The following is a 17,471-nucleotide window of genomic DNA, read 5'->3' on the forward strand; positions in this document are numbered from 1 at the left end:
TCCGTACCTACCAGCATGGTAAGGCCCCGCCGCTTTCGCTTCCGTTAAAGCATTCAGCTCTGTGCCGAAATGTCACATTCGTGACGGCTAACGGTTGTGCAATCGATGGGGTCCCCCGGACAATCATGCAATGAATGCGCCGAAGCCCGCTTCACCTCCCGTACTGAAACTTGAAGACGTCAGCCGGCACCGCGCCGGACGCCCTGCCGTGAGCCACCTCAACCTGAGCCTCGAAGCCGGGCAAGTGCTTGGCCTGCTTGGGATCAACGGGGCTGGCAAGTCCACCACGCTGGCCATGATCGCGGGGGCACTGGTGCCCGATAGCGGCGCCGTCCGGCTTCAGGGGAAGGATTTCCTGGAGTACCCGGAACTGGCACGACAGGCCCTCGGATGGCTGCCGGAAAGTGCCCCAACATGGCCAGAACTGACCTTGCGCGAGCACCTGGAAGCTCATGGCCGCCTGCGCGGCCTGAAGGGCGACAATCTCAAGCAAGCTCGCGACGCGGTGGTCGCCAGACTGGAACTGAAAGAGCTCGAACGCCGCCTGGCCGGCGTGCTGTCCCAAGGCCAGCGCCAGCGTCTTGGGCTGGCGTGCGCGCTCCTCCATCGCCCGGCCTTGCTCGTGCTGGACGAACCCGCCAACGCGCTCGATCCGGTACAGGTCGTCGCGCTGCGCAATCTGTTGCGAGAACTGGCGGCCGGGGGCACGGCCGTGATTCTCTCCACGCACCAGTTGGGTGAAGTCACTGCGGTGTGTGATCGCGTAGCCATCCTGCATGAAGGCACGTTGCGCTACGACGCACCCTTGCATGCGGACGGACACGCCGCACTGGAAAAAACTTTCTTTGACATCGCGATGGCCGGCAGGACACAAGCCGCATGACATTACTCGCCGTGACGCGACTGGAATTGCGCCGCCTGTTTGTGCGCCCGCTCGGCTGGATCATCGGCGCTCTCGCCTTGGCGGAGTTGGGCTGGCGTTTCGCGCTGTTGCTGCAGATATTCCTGCTTAATCAGGTCAGGCTCGCCGCCCTGCCCGATGGCCCGGGCTATACCGATCTGGTGGCCGTCCGCATGTTCAGCAGTTTCATCACCGGAAGCCCGCTGCCGTTTGGCCTGATCGAACTCGCGTTGCTGCTGGTTCCCTTGCTGACGATGTCTACGCTCGCCAGTGAACGCAGTGCTGGAACGCTGCCGCTGTTGTTCTCCAGCGGCCTGTCCGCATCGCGCATTCTGCTTGGCAAATACCTCGCCGTGCTTATCTGGTTGGTGTTGTGGCTCGCGCTCGCGCTTGCCATTCCGGTAAGCCTTGCGCATGGCGCCACGCTGGACTGGGGCAAGCTCGCCGCGGCCGCGATGGGTACGCTCCTTGCGCTCGCCGTATTAGGTGCCATCGGTGTGGCGTGCTCCGCGTTTGCGTCGCATCCGGCCGTTGCCGCCGTCGCAGCATTGATGGTGGGACTGGGGTTGTATTGCATCAATCTCGGTGCGCAGCTTGCAGGCGTCAGCAACGGCTTCCTCAACTGGTTGGCGATGAGCACGCATCAGGAAACCCTGCTGCGCGGACTGGTATCGAGCATGGATGTGATCTGGTTTGTACTCGCGACTGCCGTGGCGTTGTTGCTGGGCATACAACGCCTCGCATCCGACCGGGGGCGCGGCTGATGAACCGGACTCTTCGCCGCTTGAACGGATGGATCTTCGCCGCGCTCGTGCTGCTTGGCGCTGGAGCGATCGGCTATCTCTCCGCACATCACGACCACGTCGCCGACTGGACCTACGGCAGCCGCGTCAGCATGTCGCCGGAAACACGCGCCGTGCTCGCCAAGCTGGATGGTCCCGTCGACATCGTCAGCTACGCCAGTCCGCAGGGCGACCTGCGCCAGACGATTGCTGCGGTAATGCAGCGCTACCAGCAGGCCAAGCCGGACTTGCATCTGAGTTTCGTCGATCCGCAAAAAGATCCCGCCGCGATGCGCAACCTTGGCATCACGGTGGATGGCGAACTGATCCTGCAATACCGCCATCGCGAGCAGCGCCTGGATACGCTGACCGAACGCAGTCTCACCGATGCGATGGAGCGCCTCGTGCGCGGCAACGATCGCATCGTCGCCTTCGTGACAGGCGACGGCGAACGCCGCGCGGACGGTGACGCCAACGCCGATCTCGGCACCTTCGTCCAACAGCTCGAACACAGCGGCATGCGTGCCGTGCCGCTGAACTTCTCGCAAGTCACCGCCGTTCCCGATCACACGGATCTTGTCGTGCTTGCAAGTCCTCAGGCTGCGCTGTCCGCCGGTGCCGTGAAAGCGCTGATCGATTACCTGGGCAAGGGCGGCAACGTGCTTTGGCTCGCCGACCCGGGCAATCAGGATCCCAGCTTGCAACCGCTCGCCGATGCGCTGGGCGTCCGTGTGCTGCCTGGCGAACTGGTCGATGCATCGGCCGCCGCGACGGGCCTGAAAGACCCGCGCATGATCGTGCTTGGAGATTACCCACTCAGCGATATCACGCGCGGTTTCACGCTCACGACGCTATTCCCTGAAGTCGCGCCGCTTGCCGAAGTGAGCAAGCAGGACTGGCAGATCGTTCCGTTCCTGCGTTCCAGCCCACAGGCGAGCACGCAGACGCTCGACGGCTCGCAAGCCAATGCACTGAAAGGACCGTTGGATTTCGGCTTCGCACTGAGTCGACTTTCTCCGAGCCCGAACAAGAGCGAGCAGCGCATTGTGATGATCGGCAACGGCGATTTCCTGTCCAACAGTTATCTCGGCAACGGCGGCAATCGCGCCTTGGGCGAGCGCATTTTCGATTGGCTGCTCGGCGACGATGCCTTGATCAACATGCCGCCACGCGGCGCGCCGGATCGGGTGCTGATGGTTTCCCAGGGCGAATTGAACGTGCTGAGCATCGCCTACATCGTCGTCGTGCCGCTGTTACTGCTGATCATCGGCGGCGTGATTGCATGGCGCCGGCGTCGCGCATGAAGCGTGCAGCGCGCCAACAGTTATGGTTTGCCGTCGCAGTGCTCGTGCTGCTCACTGCGGCCTGGTGGCAACTTCGCAGCGACCGGATGTCCGCGCCGGGCACGCTGCTTTCGATCGACCCCGATGCGATCACACGGGTCAACCTGCAAATCGGCAATGCCTCTGAGCATTACGTGAAACGCGATGGCCATTGGTGGCGTACCGACCAGGCAACTTCCACTCGCGCGGACGATCTGCGCCTGGGCGAATTGACGCGCATCGCCGCCGCGCCAGTACAAAGCTGGCAACGGGCCGATAGCTACGAGCCTGCAAAGATCGGTCTGTCACCGCCCCAGGCGAAACTGAATCTCGATGGCCAGACGCTGCTGTTTGGCGGCATGACCGCCATCGGCCAGAGTTGTTATGTGCAAGCCGGCCAGCGAGTGGGTATCGTTTCGCTGCGCTACATGCCGCGTTCGGCGCAAAGCGCATCGATCAAGGCACCGTGACATGCCGGAACTGCCCGAAGTAGAAACCACCCGACGAGGTATCGCGCCGCATTTGATCGGCCGCCGCATCGTAAGCGTGACGTTGCGCCGCGCGGATTTGCGCTGGCCGATTCCGCGCGAGATTTCCGACGTGCTGCCGGGACAGCGCATCGACGAGGTGGAGCGTCGCGCCAAATACCTGCTGCTCCACACCTCCGCGGGCAGCGCGTTGCTGCACTTGGGTATGTCGGGTGTGTTGCGTGTGCTGCCGCCGGACATTCCGGCCGGCGCGCACGATCATGTCGATCTCCTGCTTGAGCCGACCAGGCAGGAACGCGAGCGCATCCTGCGTTTCACCGATCCTCGTCGCTTCGGTTGCCTGCTCTGGCAGCCAGCCGGAACCACGCACGAACTGCTCGCCAATCTGGGCCCGGAGCCGCTGACTGATGCGTTCGACGGCGCACTGCTGTGGCAACGCTCCCGCGGGCGCAAAGCGGCAGTGAAGTTGTTTCTGATGGACAACGCCATCGTGGTGGGCGTGGGAAACATCTACGCCAGCGAAGCCTTGTTCGCGGCCGGCATCGATCCGCGTCGTGCCGCCGGTTCGGTGTCACGCCCGCGCTACGAACGACTTGCCGCAGAAGTGAAGCGCATTCTCGCGTGGGCGATCGAGCGCGGTGGCACCACGTTGCGCGACTTCCTCAATCCGGATGGCGCGCCTGGCTACTTCTTCCGCGAATTGTCCGTGTACGGACGCGAAGGCGAACCGTGCAAGGTGTGCGGCACGGCCATTCGGCAGGCCGTGATCGGTCAGCGCTCGACGTTCTGGTGCCCGCGTTGCCAGAAGTGAGCGCTGTCCGCACTCACTCTTCGCCGGGCCAATAGAACGCGACGTAAGTATTGTTGAACTGCGGATGGTCGTAACCGCCGCCCAATTCGGCCACCAATCCGCCGAAAATACCGTCCACTTCCATCGCCTGCCCATCGACGAAGTGCGCGCCCAGCGCCTGCAATTGCATCAGGTGCTGCACCAGTGCGCCGGCGCGATCGGCTTCGTGAGCAGGCACATCATGCAGGCTGATGTCGGGCCGGCCGAATTTGCGCAGGCCGCGCGTATGAATCCAAAAACGATCGGAATGCTCTTCTTCGTCGCGCAGGATCAGCACATGGTTGCGCAGCGGTGCGCCATCCTTGACCAGATAGCGGCGCCGCCATTCGTCCGCATCGAACAGGGTGAGGATCTGCGGATCGAGAATCGCCACACCACCGATATCGAGCAATCCGGCAAGCACACCGAACACGTCACGCATGTAGCCCGTATCCGGGCTGTCCTTGAAGCGCCCGCGGATCACCAGCACCTGCGGCGCGGCGATCGCTTTTTCGAAAGCCTCCGGCGCATCGTTCTTGAACAGGTCGCCCAGCGGACCTTTCAGCGGATAGCCTTCCCATTCGCGCAGGCTGCTGTGGTGATGGCTGCTCAGTTCCACCTCTTCCGGCAGGCCATCGCTGCCATAGTCGGCGGACGGCACGCGGATCGGCTTGAAATCACCGAAAACATAGAACTGCAGAATGATTTCCTCGTCGCTCGGCTGCCAGTGCGGGCGCTGCCACGCGGGGAAGTACATCGGATTGCTCATGCATTGTTCCTTCAAAGTCGGCACGGATAGGGATCAGTGCTTGCCATCCAGCGGCAAACCCGGCTGTTGCAGTTCGATACGGCCGTGTCCCTGGGTGATCTTCTTGAACTCGGCGCGGCTCACCGAGACATAGCGTTCATTGCCGCCGATCTCAACCTGCGGACCGTCGGTGATCGCGCGTCCCTGTTCGTCCACGCGCACCACCATGGTGGCCTTGCGGCCGGTGTGGCAAATGGTCTTGATCTCCTCAAGATTATCGGCCCAGGCCAGCAGGTACTTGCTGCCCTCGAACAATTCGCCACGAAAATCGGTACGCAGGCCGTACGCCAGCACGGGAATGTCGAGCTGATCGACCACGTCGCTGAGCTGCCAGACCTGCGCCTTGCTCAGGAACTGCGCCTCGTCGACAAATACGCAGTGCAGCGCACCGTGTTCGGCGATATCCGCCTTCACCAGCGCCAGCAGATCTTCCTTGCCGGCAAAGCGCCGCGCCTGCGATTTCAGTCCGATACGCGACGCGACCACGCCTTCGCCGTAGCGATTGTCCAGGGCGGGCGTGAGAATCAACGTGCGCATGCCGCGCTCGTAGTAGTTGTAAGCGCTCTGCAGCAGGTTGGTGGTCTTGCCGGCATTCATTGCCGAGTAATAGAAGTAGAGCTTGGCCATGCGGGCGTCGGGATGCTGGATGGCGCATGTTAACCCGCCGCGCTGCCATCGGAACGGATCGGGCGCAAGCCTGCTCGGGGGAGCCGGCGTTTGCTAGGATCACTCGTTACCTCGCCTCCCTCCTACCGGTCCATCCGCCGCATGCTCAACCCCCAACAATTGGCCGCCGTCGAACACGTCGACAGCCCGCTGCTGGTGCTGGCCGGCGCCGGTTCCGGCAAGACCTCGGTGATCACCCAGAAGATCGCCCACCTGGTGCAGCGGCGAAAGCTGGCCGCCTCGAAAATCGCGGCCATCACCTTCACCAACAAGGCGGCGCGGGAGATGCGCGAGCGTGTCGGCAAGCTGGTGAGTGCGGACGATGCGCAGGCGCTCACGGTGTGCACCTTCCACGCCCTTGGCCTGAAATTCCTGCAGATCGAGCATGAACGCGCCGGCCTGCGCCGCGGCTTTTCCGTGCTGGATGCGGACGACAGCGAAAACATCGTCAAGGAACTGGCGCCCAAAGGCGCAAAGCCCGACGTGCTGTTCGGCCTGCGCAACCTGCTCAGCCGCGCGAAGAACAGCGGCCTGTCCCCAGACGAAGCGCTGGCTGCCGCACGCAGTCCGCGCGAGCTGGACGCGGCCACGATTTATCAGATGTACCAGCAGCGCCTCGCGGCGTTCAATGCGGTGGATTTCGACGACCTCATCCGCTTGCCCCTGCGGATCCTGGAAAGCGACGAAGCGTGCCGCAGCGGCTGGCGCGAACGTCTGCGCTATTTGCTGGTGGACGAATATCAGGACACCAACGACGCGCAGTACCGCCTGCTGAAAGCCTTGTCCGGCGATCGTGGCAATTTCACCTGCGTGGGCGATGACGATCAGTCGATCTATGCATGGCGGGGCGCGAACCCTGAAAACATCGATCAGCTCGGCAAGGACTGGCCGAGCCTGCGCGTGATCAAGCTGGAGCAGAACTACCGTTGCGGCAAGCGCATCTTGCGTGCCGCGAACCAGCTTATCGCCAACAATCCGCACTTGCATGCGAAGAAACTCTGGAGCGAGCACCCGGAAGGCGCGCCCATCCGCATCATCGAATGCAAGGATGCGGAGCACGAAGCCGAACGCATCGCCGGCATGGCCGCGACCCTGGCGGAAAAGCACAAGGTGCGTTGGCACGACATGGCCATCCTCTATCGCGGCAATTTCCAGGCACGTCCGCTGGAAAAGGCGCTGCGCCTGGCACGCGTGCCGTATCACCTTACCGGCGCGCTGTCGTTTCTGGACCGCGCGGAAGTGAAGGATCTGCTGTGTTATCTGCGGCTGCTCACCAATCCCAGCGACGATGCCGCGTTCCTGCGCGTGGTGAATGTTCCCAAGCGCGAAATCGGCGCCACCACATTGGAGAAACTCGGCCAGCTTGCGCAATCGCGCCACGGCTCGCTGCTCGATGCCGTCCGCAGCGACAGCGTGCTGCGCCAGTTGAGTCCGCGTCCTGCCGCGGCACTGGCCTCGTTCTCGGATCTCCTGGACGAACTGCGCAGCGCGTCGCTACATGAAAGTGCAGCCGACCTCGTGGAATGCGTACTGACGCGCACACAGTACGCCGCGCATGTCGCCGCGGGTACGAGCGATGCCGCTTTGCGCGAACGTCGCCTGGGCAATCTGCGGGAACTGACCGACTGGTTCCGCGCCATGCAGAAAGGCGGCAGCGGCGCGGGCGATCTCGCTTCGCAGCTGGCGCTGCTTAGTCACGCCGATCGCGACGAACCGGGCAACGCGTTGCGCATGATGACATTGCATGCGGCAAAGGGACTGGAGTTCCGCTTCGTTTTCATCGTCGGCTGCGAAGATGGCACGTTGCCGCACGACGGCGCGATCGACGAAGGCCGCACCGACGAAGAACGTCGCCTGATGTACGTGGGCATCACACGCGCCAAGGAACTGCTAACCTTGTCGTGGTCGTCCAAGACCAAACGCTACGGCGAAGTGCACAGCAACCAGCCCAGCCGCTTCCTGCACGAACTGCCGCAGGACGACTTGCATTGGGAAGGCAAGGACCCCGAAGCGGACAAGGAAGCCGTCCGCGAAACCGCCGAGTCGCACATGGCGAAAATTGCCGCGATGCTCGCCGGCAACTGAGGTGATTGTATGAACCATCACGGCTTTCCGGACGAACAGCGCGAAGGGTTGTACCGCGCGATTCGCGAACGTCGCGACGTGCGCTCGCAGTTCCTGCCCGATCCCATTGCGCCGGATGTGCTGGTACGCCTGCTGCGCGCGGCGCATCACGCGCCCTCGGTCGGCTTCATGCAGCCGTGGGATTTTCTCGTCATCGACAGCATCGAGATCAAGCGTGCAGTCAAGACGCTGTACGAAGAGGCCAATGCCGATGCCGCGGCGAACTACACCGACGAACGCGCGGTGCTTTATCGTCGATTGAAGCTGGAAGGCATCGTCGACAGTCCGATCAATCTTTGCATCACTTGCGACCGCCAGCGCGGCGGCCCGCACGTACTTGGGCGCAACACGATGCTGGAGACCGATCTCTTCAGCACCTGCCTGGCCGTGCAGAATCTATGGCTGGCCGCGCGCGCCGAAGGTATCGGCGTGGGCTGGGTCAGCATTGTCGATCCGACGCAATTGGCGCAAACGTTGAACCTGCCTTCCCATGTGCAACCCGTCGCGTACCTGTGCCTGGGCTACGTCAGCGAATTTCTGCCACGTCCGGAACTGGAAATCGCGGGCTGGCGTTCGCGCCTGCCCCTGGAGCAGTTGCTGCACGGCAATACCTGGGGTCATGCACTGGATAACGAGGCCTTGATGGCCGCAGTGCGCGCACCGTCCGATGCGATCTGAGCGCAACGCGCTCAGATCATGCCCTCGGTCTCCAGCTCGCTCTTGAGGTAGGCGTAGTAGATCGGCGCCGCAATAAGACCCGACAGGCCGAACGCCGCCTCCATCGCCAGCATCGCCACCAGCAACTCCCACGAACGCGCGCGGATCTGCGTGCCGATGATCCGCGCGTTGAGGAAATACTCGAGCTTGTGGATCACGATGAGAAAGCCGAGCGACGCGACAGCCACCCAGGCCGATACCGACAACGCGGCGATCGTCACCGCGGTGTTGGAAATGAGATTGCCGATCACCGGCAGCAGCCCGGCGACGAAGGTAAGCACCACCAGCGTCTTGGAGAGCGGCACGTGAATGCCCATCAGCGGCAACACGCCCAGCAGAAAAATCGCCGTCGCGATGGTGTTGATCAGGGAGATCTTGATCTGCGCGAACACGATGTTGTGGAAGGCCTCGGCCAGGTGCTGGCAACGCTCGCCCAACGCGGCAGCGAGCGGCCCCACCTGGTGCGGCGGACGCTCGCGGTTCAATGCCACCAGCGCGCCAAGCACCAATCCGATGATGATGCGCACCAACACGCGCACGGTCTCCGTACCGGCCATCTGCAGGCTCATCGCGTGCTTGCGGGTCAGGTCCAGCGCCATCACGCGCAATTCGTCCACGCTGTCCGGCAACCAGCCGGTGAGCGTCGCCGGCAATTGCTCGCGCGCCTTTTCGACCAGCGGCATCAGCTGCTGCTGCCACATCAAGTCGGGGTTGCCGATTTCCTTGCGGAAGAAACTGATCAAGGCAATCACCAATAGCGTGAGCAGACCGACGACGATCACACCCAACCCCGTCACCACGACCAGGCGCGCACGCTCGCCGGAGATGCGTCGCCCCAGCAGCGGCGTCACGGCATGCACGAGTTCGTACACCAGCAAGCCCGCAAACAAGGCAGGCAGCAGTCGTATTTGCAGCACCAGCAACAACGTCACGCCTGCCAGCACATAGCTGGTGATGCGGACGCCGCGCGTGGAATCGGAGAATGCAGGCATCGTGCTTGCCCTAGGGACAGGATGTCGGCAAGTCTGTCATAAACTTTCGTCATCCTGACCAAGCATGGCTATTTCTTTCACACCCCTGTAGCAATTTGCCACCTTGCCAACAAAAACCCCGCCGAAGCGGGGTTTTATCGATCTAAATTGGAGATGTGCGTTAGGCAATGCGACGCATGAAATCACCGACAGGGACAGTCGGCTCTCCTGCCTCACTTTCCTTTCTCTTAGCTTCTTCGAGAAGCTTCTGATAGATCTCTTTGCTTTCCGAAATGGCGAACCTGTTTAAAAGATCCCGAATCATCGGCTGGTAACCAATGCCGTGATACTTAGCGATCGCCTTTAATGCGTCCAACAGACCTTTCTGAAGCCTGATGGAAATCGGCTGCAAACCTAATGCAACGTCGACCTCCATCATTTCTTCCGAGGTAGCGACACGCACATGCTCCTCGCTCATCCCGAGCTGGCCAGACTCCCACGGGCAATCCTGTTGGATAGCCTCTTTTTTGCGGGCTGCGGTCATTTTCTCCTCCTTCCTGGGGGCGGACTTATTCATGCTGGTACTTTTCTTGGTCACGGTTTCAGTCCGTACTTTCGATAGATACGGATCTCCTCCTCATTGGGCTCGTACGCTGTCTTGATCTCAACACCTTCATTAGTCGGAACAAAGACAATCTTCAGCAATCGGCAATGGTTGGTAGGGGCAATAAACCACCGCGTACGCGGATCAGTGAGATGTTCTGCCCGGGTATCGAAAAGATCCGGCCCTTCGCGATTCTCAAAGCATTCGCGGATTTCCTTGCCGGTGACGCCGCCATGCTTCGTAGCCAGCTTTTCTTTCGTCTTAGCCGAGATGCGAATGTCCACGGCTCCATCCCTGCAACCTTTTGTTGATCCTATTGTATATACAAACAGTTTAGGCATCAACAGATTGTTTATTCAGTGACTTAAATCACGGCATATCACTTTGTATATACAGATCTCAATATGAGGGTGCGTAGCCCCTCTTCAAGTCACCCGCTATTTCACTGATTGGCCTGCCCGATCATTCCTTCAATCCGCAGGGCATCAGAAGGGCAAAAAAAGCATCTTTATACCGAGCGGCTTTCCGTATTTTTTCCGTACTCGCTCCAGAGCTCACTGGATGCAGGCTAAGTAATTGATTTACTTGGCTGACGACACAGGGATCAAACTAATGACCCCTTACATGCCAACAACTAGTGGGATACCCCTCGCGACCAGCGGAGGCAGCAGAAGATCGAAACCTTGCGCGTTGACTAATTAAATATCAATAACTTAGATGATTACATCTAAAGTATTGCCTGAACTGGAATACGCCCGTATCATGGCCCAGCCGGAACCTGCTGACCTCCAATTTACTGCGGGCCTGGCCATTTCCCTTCCGGCATTGCCGGCATCACCCCGCGAGGCCCAACGCCCGTGGGGTTTTCTTTAAGATGCACCGCCAGCCCATGCCTGCCTGGCGGCAGGTCACCGCCCTCTTGAGCGAGACATTCCATGCGTTTTCAGACACTTAGTTGCAGCCTGCTGCTTCTGGCGACGCTCTTGCTGGTCGCCTGCCACAACAAGGAACAAGCCTCTACGGCCCCCGGCGGCGATACGCCGGAAGCCGCAGTTCAGCAATCTGTGACGCTCATCAAGAATGGCGATTTCGCCGGCTTCTGGAAAGAAGGCCTGCCTCCCGCCGATTACGCCAATCTGCGCACCGACTGGACACACCAGCGGCCGGACCAGAAGCCGATCACCGACGAGGATCGCGCCCGCTTCGCCACGGCCGTGCAGCAGCTCACCGAACCCAACGCCGAGACCAAGCTCTACCAGCAGCTGCAACCCAAGCTCGCGCAGATGGAGCAGCAATATCACGACCAATTGCCGGTGATGATCGGCATCGGCCAGGCCATCCTCTCCACCGGCATCGCGCAGAACAAGACGATGACCGAAAACCAGAAGCAGCAGGCTCGCGATGTGCTCAACGTGCTTCTGCCCTGGGCTCAGCAAACGCCGTGGTTCGATCAGGGCAAGGCCAAACAGGCCGTAGGCGTTGTCGTCGCCACCACGCGCCAGCTCAACCTCAAGAGCCCCGATCAGCTGCAAAACATGGATTTCGACAGCGCGATGAAGGAGTACTCGACCGCCTACGGCGGCATCAAGCAGCTGTTTGTGATTTACGGACTCTCCGTCGACGACACGTTGAATTCCGTGAAAGTCTCCACGCAAAGCGTCGATCACGATCACGCCACCGTAAAGATCGACTACACCTTGCTCGGCAAACCGCTCAGCACCCAGTCGCAACTGGTGCAGGTGGATGGACGCTGGTACAGCCAGGACCTGGTCAACAGCGAACGCACGCAGCACGAGCAGCTGTTGCATCCAGCCCCGGCAAGCAGCGCGGCGGCAGCACCGGCGCCAGCCGCGAGCACCCCCGCACCGGCCAAGGCCGCATCGGCGCCGCCTGCGCTGGCCTCAAAACCGTGAGCTAAGCGCCGTCCCGCTACACTATGCAGATGCCTATCATGACGACCGCGGAATCCACTTACCGCAGCCGCGCTCCCTGGTGGTTCAACATCGCCGGGCACCTGCTCGAACCCTGGGTACGCATCCGCCGCGACCCGGCCGAACCGGCCGGCCTGCTGCAGGGCGATGCGCCGGTTTGCTACGTCATCGAGCGCGACGGTTTTTCCGACGCGCTGATCCTTGACCGTGCCTGCCGCGAAGCCGGCCTGCCCAGCCCGATGCAGCCGTTGCTGCACACGCGGCGCAAGCGCTCCGTGTTTGCCTTGGCGCGTCGCGACGGCTGGATTTTCGGGCGCAATCGGCAGCGCTCGCCGAGCGAACCGCTCGGCCAGCTGATCCGCTCGCTGGAAGGTTTCCCGGAGCGCGACATCCAGATCGTGCCTGTCTCCATCTACGTCGGTCGTGCGCCGTCGCGCGAATCGGGCTGGTTCAGCGTGCTGTTCGCGGAAAACTGGGTGGTTGTCGGTCGTTTCCGCCGCATGCTCGCGTTGCTGCTCAACGGGCGCGACACGGTGGTGCATTTCTCCGCACCGGTTTCGCTGCGCAGCGTGATGGACGAAGCGGGTGACATTCGACCGGAACGTTTCGCACGCAAGATGGCGCGCGTGTTGCGCACGCACTTCCGCCGCATTCGTGCGGCGGTGATCGGACCAGACCTTTCGCACCGCCGCACCGTTGTTGATGCTGTACTCAATTCCGAACCGGTACGTGCCGCCATCACCACCACCGCGGCAAAGGAAGGCATTTCTTACGCAAAAGCCTGGGAACGCGCTTACAAGATGGTGATGGAAATCGCCGCCGACTATTCGCACCCCGTGGTGCGTTCGGCGTCGTTCCTGCTGCGCAACTTCTGGAACAAGCTGTACGACGGCATCACCATGCACCACTTCGACAAGGCCCGCGCTGCCGCGCCGGGTTACGAAGTGGTGTACGTGCCCACCCATCGCAGCCATGCCGACTATCTGCTGATGTCCTATCAGCTGCACGCATCGGGCGTGGTGGTGCCGCACATCGCGGCGGGCGTGAATCTCAACCTCCCGCTGATCGGCCCGATCCTGCGTCGCGGCGGTGCGTTCTTCCTGCGCCGCAGCTTCAAGGGCAATGCGCTGTATCCGGTGGTGTTCAACGAATACATGGCGCAGCTCATCGACCGCGGCGTGCCGATGGAATACTTCATCGAAGGCGGACGCTCGCGCACTGGCCGATTGCTTGCGCCGCGCGCCGGCCTGCTGGCGATGACGGTTCGCGCATTCCTTCGCGCACCACGCCGCCCCGTGCTGTTCCAGCCTGTCTACATCGGCTACGAAAAGCTGATGGAGGGCAAGAGCTACATCGGCGAGCTTTCCGGCAAGCCGAAGGAAAAGGAATCGCTGATCGGCCTGATACGCGGCCTGAGCGTGCTGCGCCAACGCTACGGACACGTCGCCTTGAACTTCGGCGAGCCGATCGAACTGACGCCGCTGCTCGACGCTGCCGCGCCCGACTGGCGCGAAACCACCGCCGATCCGGACGCCAAGCCGGAATGGCTCAACAGCGTCACCAACGAGCTGGCGGAAAAGATCCAGGTCAACATCAACCGCGCGGCGGACGTCAATCCGATCAACCTGCTCGCGCTCGCCCTGCTTGCCACGCCCAAGCACGCGATGGCGGAAAACGATCTGCTCGCGCAGATCGAACTGATGAAGGCGCTGCTGGAAGAACTGCCGTATTCCGACCGCGTGACGCTCACGCCGCTGGACCCTCCCGCCATCGTCGCTTATGGCGAACAGATGGGCTGGATCACGCGCGTGCGCCATCCTCTCGGCGACGTGCTCACAGTGGAAAGCGAACAGGCGGTGTTGCTGAGCTACTTCCGCAACAACGTGCTGCACCTCACCGCCGCCGCGGCGTGGGTGGCTTGCTGCTTCCTCAACAACCGCCGCATGTCGCGCGCCTCGATTCTGCGCCTTGGCCGCATCATCTACCCCTTCATTCAGGGCGAACTGTTCCTGCCCTGGGATTCGGAAGGCTTCGGCGTACAGCTTCAGGCCACTGTCGATTTCTTCGTACGCCGCGGCCTGCTGGAAGCCACCGGCGAAGGCCGCGTGCTCGAGCGCGGCCCCGGACAGGACGACGCGGCCTATCAGCTCAAGGCGATCGCACGCAGCCTGATCCAGGCGTTCGAGCGCTACTACATCGCCATCGCCGCGCTGGTGAAGAACGGCCCTCATACCATCACCGCCGCGGAACTGGAAAACGTCTGCACGCTCACCGCGCAACGCCTCAGTCTGCTTAGCGAACCTTCCGCGCCGGAATTCTTCGACAAAGCGCTGTTCCGCGGCTTCATCCAGAAGCTGCGCGAAAACCGCGTAGTGTGGACCGACGAGGACGGCAAACTCGACTACGACGCCGTGCTGGAAGACATGGTGCGCGATGCGCGCGTGATCCTGGCCCGCGAAATGCGCCATTCGATCCTCAAGATCACCGGCAAGGACAGCGAGAAAGAAGCGCTGCGTGCTGCGGAAGCGGAACCTGCACCGGCTCCCACCGAATCTACGAATACCAGCGAAGAGCTGCATGAGCGGCATGTGAAGTTCGAACACCACGAGCACGAGCATGTGTCGGAGAATCAGGATAAGGACTGATCTGCGTTTAAAGTCGCATCCCCAACCAGATCACCGACTCTGTAGCCGCCGCCACTATGGGCCTCAGTATTCGATACCAAATGCGCCCTCTGGAAACGTGCGAGGCAGCACGGTCGTGATGCAGTCGTTCCTCAGAGACGATGACAGAGATGGCAGAAATCGCAGATTCGTCGACGCCGCGCAGCTCTTCTAACTGCCGCTCTAAATGGCGAAGCACCACACTTTCAACGGCAACCGTAGTCGCCGATATAGCCGGGCGCCCCAACAAACCAGTCATAACGCCAAGCGTCAAGCCACCAACCCCGCACAGCCCATAGCTTCTACAGCGTCGACATTGTCGTCGCTTGAGTTCCCTCGCAAAAATTTCTCTGTGCCGGTGCTCATGGGAACGAAACTCCACAAGTTCTGGAACCAGTTCCTTTGCAAAAAGGCGGGCGACCGCGATTTGACCCGTGTAGATACATATGGCGCCGAATTCCCCGGCGTGATTGACCTTGATGACCCGGTTACCGAGATCCATCCGCGCCATCGGCAGCTCCATATAGACGGCTCACGCCACTATTGCATTATCTACACTTCGTGCCAGATGGCAGTACTCCGGATATCAAGCGTCTGCGATCACGGGCTTTGGAACGATCGACGAGATCACCCCTCCGTTTACCAGTCATATCCGACGGGGCTTGATCCCGTCGTCGGATAATTGACCGTAGCGAGAGAGCCGTAACTCCTCCGGCCGAGCCTGCACCACTCAATGCGTAGAGAAGAGTTCCAATACAAACGGGACACATGACGCGCACTCCATTCAGTGACTTTCACAGCAGGATGGCCGGCCCTTCGATGGCCCCGGCCACTCGCCGATGCCACCCGGCAGCATGTCGAAGAAGTGCCATATCGCGCAAAAATCGTCGCCAGGACTGAAACCCGTATCCGATACCCGCGTGATGACGTCGCCGTCCCGCCTGAAAACAGAAACGCCCGGCATCCATCCGCCCTTCGCCGACACATAGCCCATGTCCGCCGCAAAACTCGAATCGGCATGACTCACCATCGGAAATCTCCACCCGCGGCTTTCGGCGAATTTCTTCTGCACCTCGGGACGATCAGGACTCGAAACAACAAAGCCCGCGCGCGTCACGACGTGCTGATGGAAGCCGTTGTATCCGTCGGCCCACAAGGTGCAGTACGAACACGCCACCCCCATGTTGTGGATGACGATGAGATCTTCGTGCTCGCCAAAGAGTTCGGACAGGTGCACCGAACCTTCGGCGCTTGCGAATTCGTAGTCCTTGACTTCCTGAGGCTCGACGGTGGCGAGAGTCTCCCTCATGCTCTCCCGAATGCTGGCGATTTGCCGGCGATAGTCGGCGAGCTTTCCGTTTACGTCTGCGTATTTCATTGTCGTGCTCTCCAGCCGTGCGCCGAATCAGTGTTCGTACGCGGTGCGGTACTTCACCCATGACATCGGGAATGACAAGGCATCCTCATCGCGCCCCTTCGGCGCCATGTCCAGGTAGTGGTATGCGGTGTTGAACATGTCCACGCCGCGCGAGTACGTGGAATAGGTGTGATAGATCTGATCGCCGTCCTTGAAGAACGCGCTGATGCCGGGAAGCTCAGTCGCTGCTTTCGATGTATGGCAGTCGCGGGTGACTTTTTGCGTCCCGAAGTTGTAGTACGCCTCGCCTTCGGCCACGTCTTCCGGCGAGAACGAAACCTTGTAATCGAAGTTGAAATCGCTGTCTGACGAGGAAACCCACTTGAACGTCCAACCCAGTTTCCGCGCCTGGGCCCGCAGCTTATGCAGCGGCGCGCGCGAGACGGCCACCATGGCGACGTCCCGCTGATTGAGATGCGGAATGATGCCGTTGAAGTTGTCCGCCCAGAAAGAACAGCTCGGGCAACCCATCTCCCAATCCGGATCGAACATGAAGTGGTAGACGATCAACTGGCTATGCTTGCCGAAGAGATCCGCAAGCGTTTCCTTGCCGTTCTCGCTTTCGAAGATGTACTGCTTTTCGACGCGTTCCCAAGGAAGATCCTGCCGCTCCCGACTGAGTTCATCGCGCAGATGGGTGAACTCTTTTTCCCTGGCGAGAAAGCGCGTGCGCGCGGCGATCCATGCTTCGTGATCCACGATGTGATGTTTAGCCATGACACTCTCCGTACAACGTTCTGACGCTGATATGGGACTGGCACCGCGCCCATGCGGCGCCGTTCATTGCTTGCGCGACGGGCGTTTCTTCGTGTGTTTCGGCGACTGCGCGGATTTGGGCTGCTTCGCCTTTCGTTCGTCGATGTCCGCCAGCGTGGCCGCCAGCATGTCGAACTGCTGCTGCCAGTACTTGCTGTAGCGATTCATCCAGACTGCTGCATCGAGCATCGGACCGGCATCCAGGCTGCATCGGCTGATGCGCCCCGTGCGCTCCTGCTGGACGAGCCCGGTTCGCACCAGCACCTGGATATGACGCGATACCGCCTGCAGCGAGATATCGAATGCTGCAGCGAGCTCGGAAACGAGCAACGCCTGTCCGTCGAGCCGCTCCAGGATCTCTCGCCGCACGGGGTCCGACAGGGCAAAGAACACCTGGTCCAGCTGCGCCTGCGCCGCATCCGGGTCCAGCCCGGCCTCACCCACCGCCCGCAGTGTCTGTCGAATAGTCATCATGGCGTATGAATATCAACA

General features: G+C 61.2%; 18 protein-coding genes. 9 read left to right on the top strand and 9 right to left on the bottom strand.

Annotation, left to right across the window (positions count from 1 at the left end; genetic code table 11):
- Positions 1 to 130: 130 nt before the first annotated feature.
- From DWU99_RS09625 to mutM, 5 genes are read left to right on the top strand one after another with little or no spacing between them, the layout of a single operon-like run.
- Positions 131 to 883 (top strand): ABC transporter ATP-binding protein, encoded by a 753-nt coding sequence (locus tag DWU99_RS09625; RefSeq protein WP_115477827.1) that lies wholly within the window; start codon positions 131 to 133, stop codon positions 881 to 883.
- Complete coding sequence (locus tag DWU99_RS09630) at positions 880 to 1,665, top strand: ABC transporter permease (RefSeq protein WP_115477828.1); 786 nt, start codon at positions 880 to 882, stop codon at positions 1,663 to 1,665. Before DWU99_RS09625 ends, DWU99_RS09630 begins: the two co-directional genes overlap by 4 nt.
- Positions 1,665 to 2,987 (top strand): GldG family protein, encoded by a 1,323-nt coding sequence (locus DWU99_RS09635; RefSeq protein WP_115477829.1) that lies wholly within the window; start codon positions 1,665 to 1,667, stop codon positions 2,985 to 2,987. Before DWU99_RS09630 ends, DWU99_RS09635 begins: the two co-directional genes overlap by 1 nt.
- Positions 2,984 to 3,475 (top strand): hypothetical protein, encoded by a 492-nt coding sequence (locus DWU99_RS09640; RefSeq protein ID WP_115478160.1) that lies wholly within the window; start codon positions 2,984 to 2,986, stop codon positions 3,473 to 3,475. Before DWU99_RS09635 ends, DWU99_RS09640 begins: the two co-directional genes overlap by 4 nt.
- Position 3,476: 1 nt before the next feature.
- On the top strand, positions 3,477 to 4,304 hold the full coding sequence (gene mutM, locus DWU99_RS09645; RefSeq protein ID WP_115477830.1) for a bifunctional DNA-formamidopyrimidine glycosylase/DNA-(apurinic or apyrimidinic site) lyase: 828 nt from the start codon (positions 3,477 to 3,479) through the stop codon (positions 4,302 to 4,304).
- Positions 4,305 to 4,317: 13 nt separating this feature from the next.
- Here mutM and DWU99_RS09650 read toward each other — a convergent pair whose 3' ends face one another.
- Both DWU99_RS09650 and DWU99_RS09655 read right to left on the bottom strand, forming a co-directional pair.
- Positions 4,318 to 5,091, bottom strand: a complete 774-nt coding sequence (locus DWU99_RS09650; RefSeq protein WP_115477831.1) for a hypothetical protein — start codon at positions 5,089 to 5,091, stop codon at positions 4,318 to 4,320.
- Between the two features lie 33 nt (positions 5,092 to 5,124).
- Positions 5,125 to 5,757, bottom strand: coding sequence for a thymidine kinase (locus tag DWU99_RS09655; RefSeq protein ID WP_115477832.1), 633 nt, complete (start codon positions 5,755 to 5,757; stop codon positions 5,125 to 5,127).
- A 141-nt stretch (positions 5,758 to 5,898) separates the two neighbouring features.
- Here DWU99_RS09655 and DWU99_RS09660 point away from each other — a divergent pair, with 141 nt between their 5' ends.
- Together DWU99_RS09660 and bluB are read left to right on the top strand one after the other, a co-directional pair.
- Complete coding sequence (locus DWU99_RS09660) at positions 5,899 to 7,881, top strand: UvrD-helicase domain-containing protein (protein ID WP_115477833.1); 1,983 nt, start codon at positions 5,899 to 5,901, stop codon at positions 7,879 to 7,881.
- Between the two features lie 9 nt (positions 7,882 to 7,890).
- Positions 7,891 to 8,598: a 5,6-dimethylbenzimidazole synthase gene (gene bluB, locus DWU99_RS09665; protein ID WP_115477834.1), complete on the top strand. Its 708-nt coding sequence runs from the start codon at positions 7,891 to 7,893 to the stop codon at positions 8,596 to 8,598.
- A gap of 11 nt (positions 8,599 to 8,609) precedes the next feature.
- Here bluB and DWU99_RS09670 read toward each other — a convergent pair whose 3' ends face one another.
- The 3 genes from DWU99_RS09670 to DWU99_RS09680 all read right to left on the bottom strand — a co-directional run bounded on the left by DWU99_RS09670 (position 8,610) and on the right by DWU99_RS09680 (position 10,496).
- Entirely contained in the window at positions 8,610 to 9,629 is a 1,020-nt protein-coding gene (locus tag DWU99_RS09670; protein WP_115477835.1) for an AI-2E family transporter, read from the bottom strand.
- A 160-nt stretch (positions 9,630 to 9,789) separates the two neighbouring features.
- Positions 9,790 to 10,185, bottom strand: a complete 396-nt coding sequence (locus tag DWU99_RS09675; RefSeq protein WP_147292904.1) for a hypothetical protein — start codon at positions 10,183 to 10,185, stop codon at positions 9,790 to 9,792.
- Positions 10,186 to 10,202: 17 nt separating this feature from the next.
- On the bottom strand, positions 10,203 to 10,496 hold the full coding sequence (locus DWU99_RS09680) for an ADP-ribosyl-(dinitrogen reductase) hydrolase (RefSeq protein ID WP_115477837.1): 294 nt from the start codon (positions 10,494 to 10,496) through the stop codon (positions 10,203 to 10,205).
- Between the two features lie 651 nt (positions 10,497 to 11,147).
- On the opposite strand from DWU99_RS09680, the gene DWU99_RS09685 reads away from it, so the two are divergent.
- On the top strand, positions 11,148 to 12,125 hold the full coding sequence (locus DWU99_RS09685; protein ID WP_115477838.1) for a hypothetical protein: 978 nt from the start codon (positions 11,148 to 11,150) through the stop codon (positions 12,123 to 12,125).
- Between the two features lie 29 nt (positions 12,126 to 12,154).
- The gene (plsB, locus tag DWU99_RS09690; RefSeq protein WP_199535774.1) at positions 12,155 to 14,788 is read left to right on the top strand and encodes a glycerol-3-phosphate 1-O-acyltransferase PlsB; all 2,634 of its coding nucleotides are present in this window, start codon (positions 12,155 to 12,157) and stop codon (positions 14,786 to 14,788) included.
- Positions 14,789 to 14,795: 7 nt separating this feature from the next.
- Here plsB and DWU99_RS09695 read toward each other — a convergent pair whose 3' ends face one another.
- The 4 genes from DWU99_RS09695 to DWU99_RS09710 form a co-directional block, all read right to left on the bottom strand.
- A complete protein-coding gene (locus tag DWU99_RS09695) occupies positions 14,796 to 15,317 on the bottom strand; it encodes a demethoxyubiquinone hydroxylase family protein (protein ID WP_115478162.1) in 522 nt (173 codons plus the stop codon).
- 273 nt (positions 15,318 to 15,590) lie between these two features.
- On the bottom strand, positions 15,591 to 16,184 hold the full coding sequence (locus DWU99_RS09700; RefSeq protein WP_115477839.1) for a DUF899 family protein: 594 nt from the start codon (positions 16,182 to 16,184) through the stop codon (positions 15,591 to 15,593).
- A 27-nt stretch (positions 16,185 to 16,211) separates the two neighbouring features.
- Complete coding sequence (locus DWU99_RS09705; protein WP_115477840.1) at positions 16,212 to 16,940, bottom strand: DUF899 domain-containing protein; 729 nt, start codon at positions 16,938 to 16,940, stop codon at positions 16,212 to 16,214.
- A 63-nt stretch (positions 16,941 to 17,003) separates the two neighbouring features.
- Entirely contained in the window at positions 17,004 to 17,453 is a 450-nt protein-coding gene (locus DWU99_RS09710; protein WP_199535753.1) for an ArsR/SmtB family transcription factor, read from the bottom strand.
- Positions 17,454 to 17,471: the final 18 nt, after the last annotated feature.

The organism is Dyella psychrodurans (assembly GCF_003363265.1).
GTDB lineage: Bacteria > Pseudomonadota > Gammaproteobacteria > Xanthomonadales > Rhodanobacteraceae > Dyella_B > Dyella_B psychrodurans.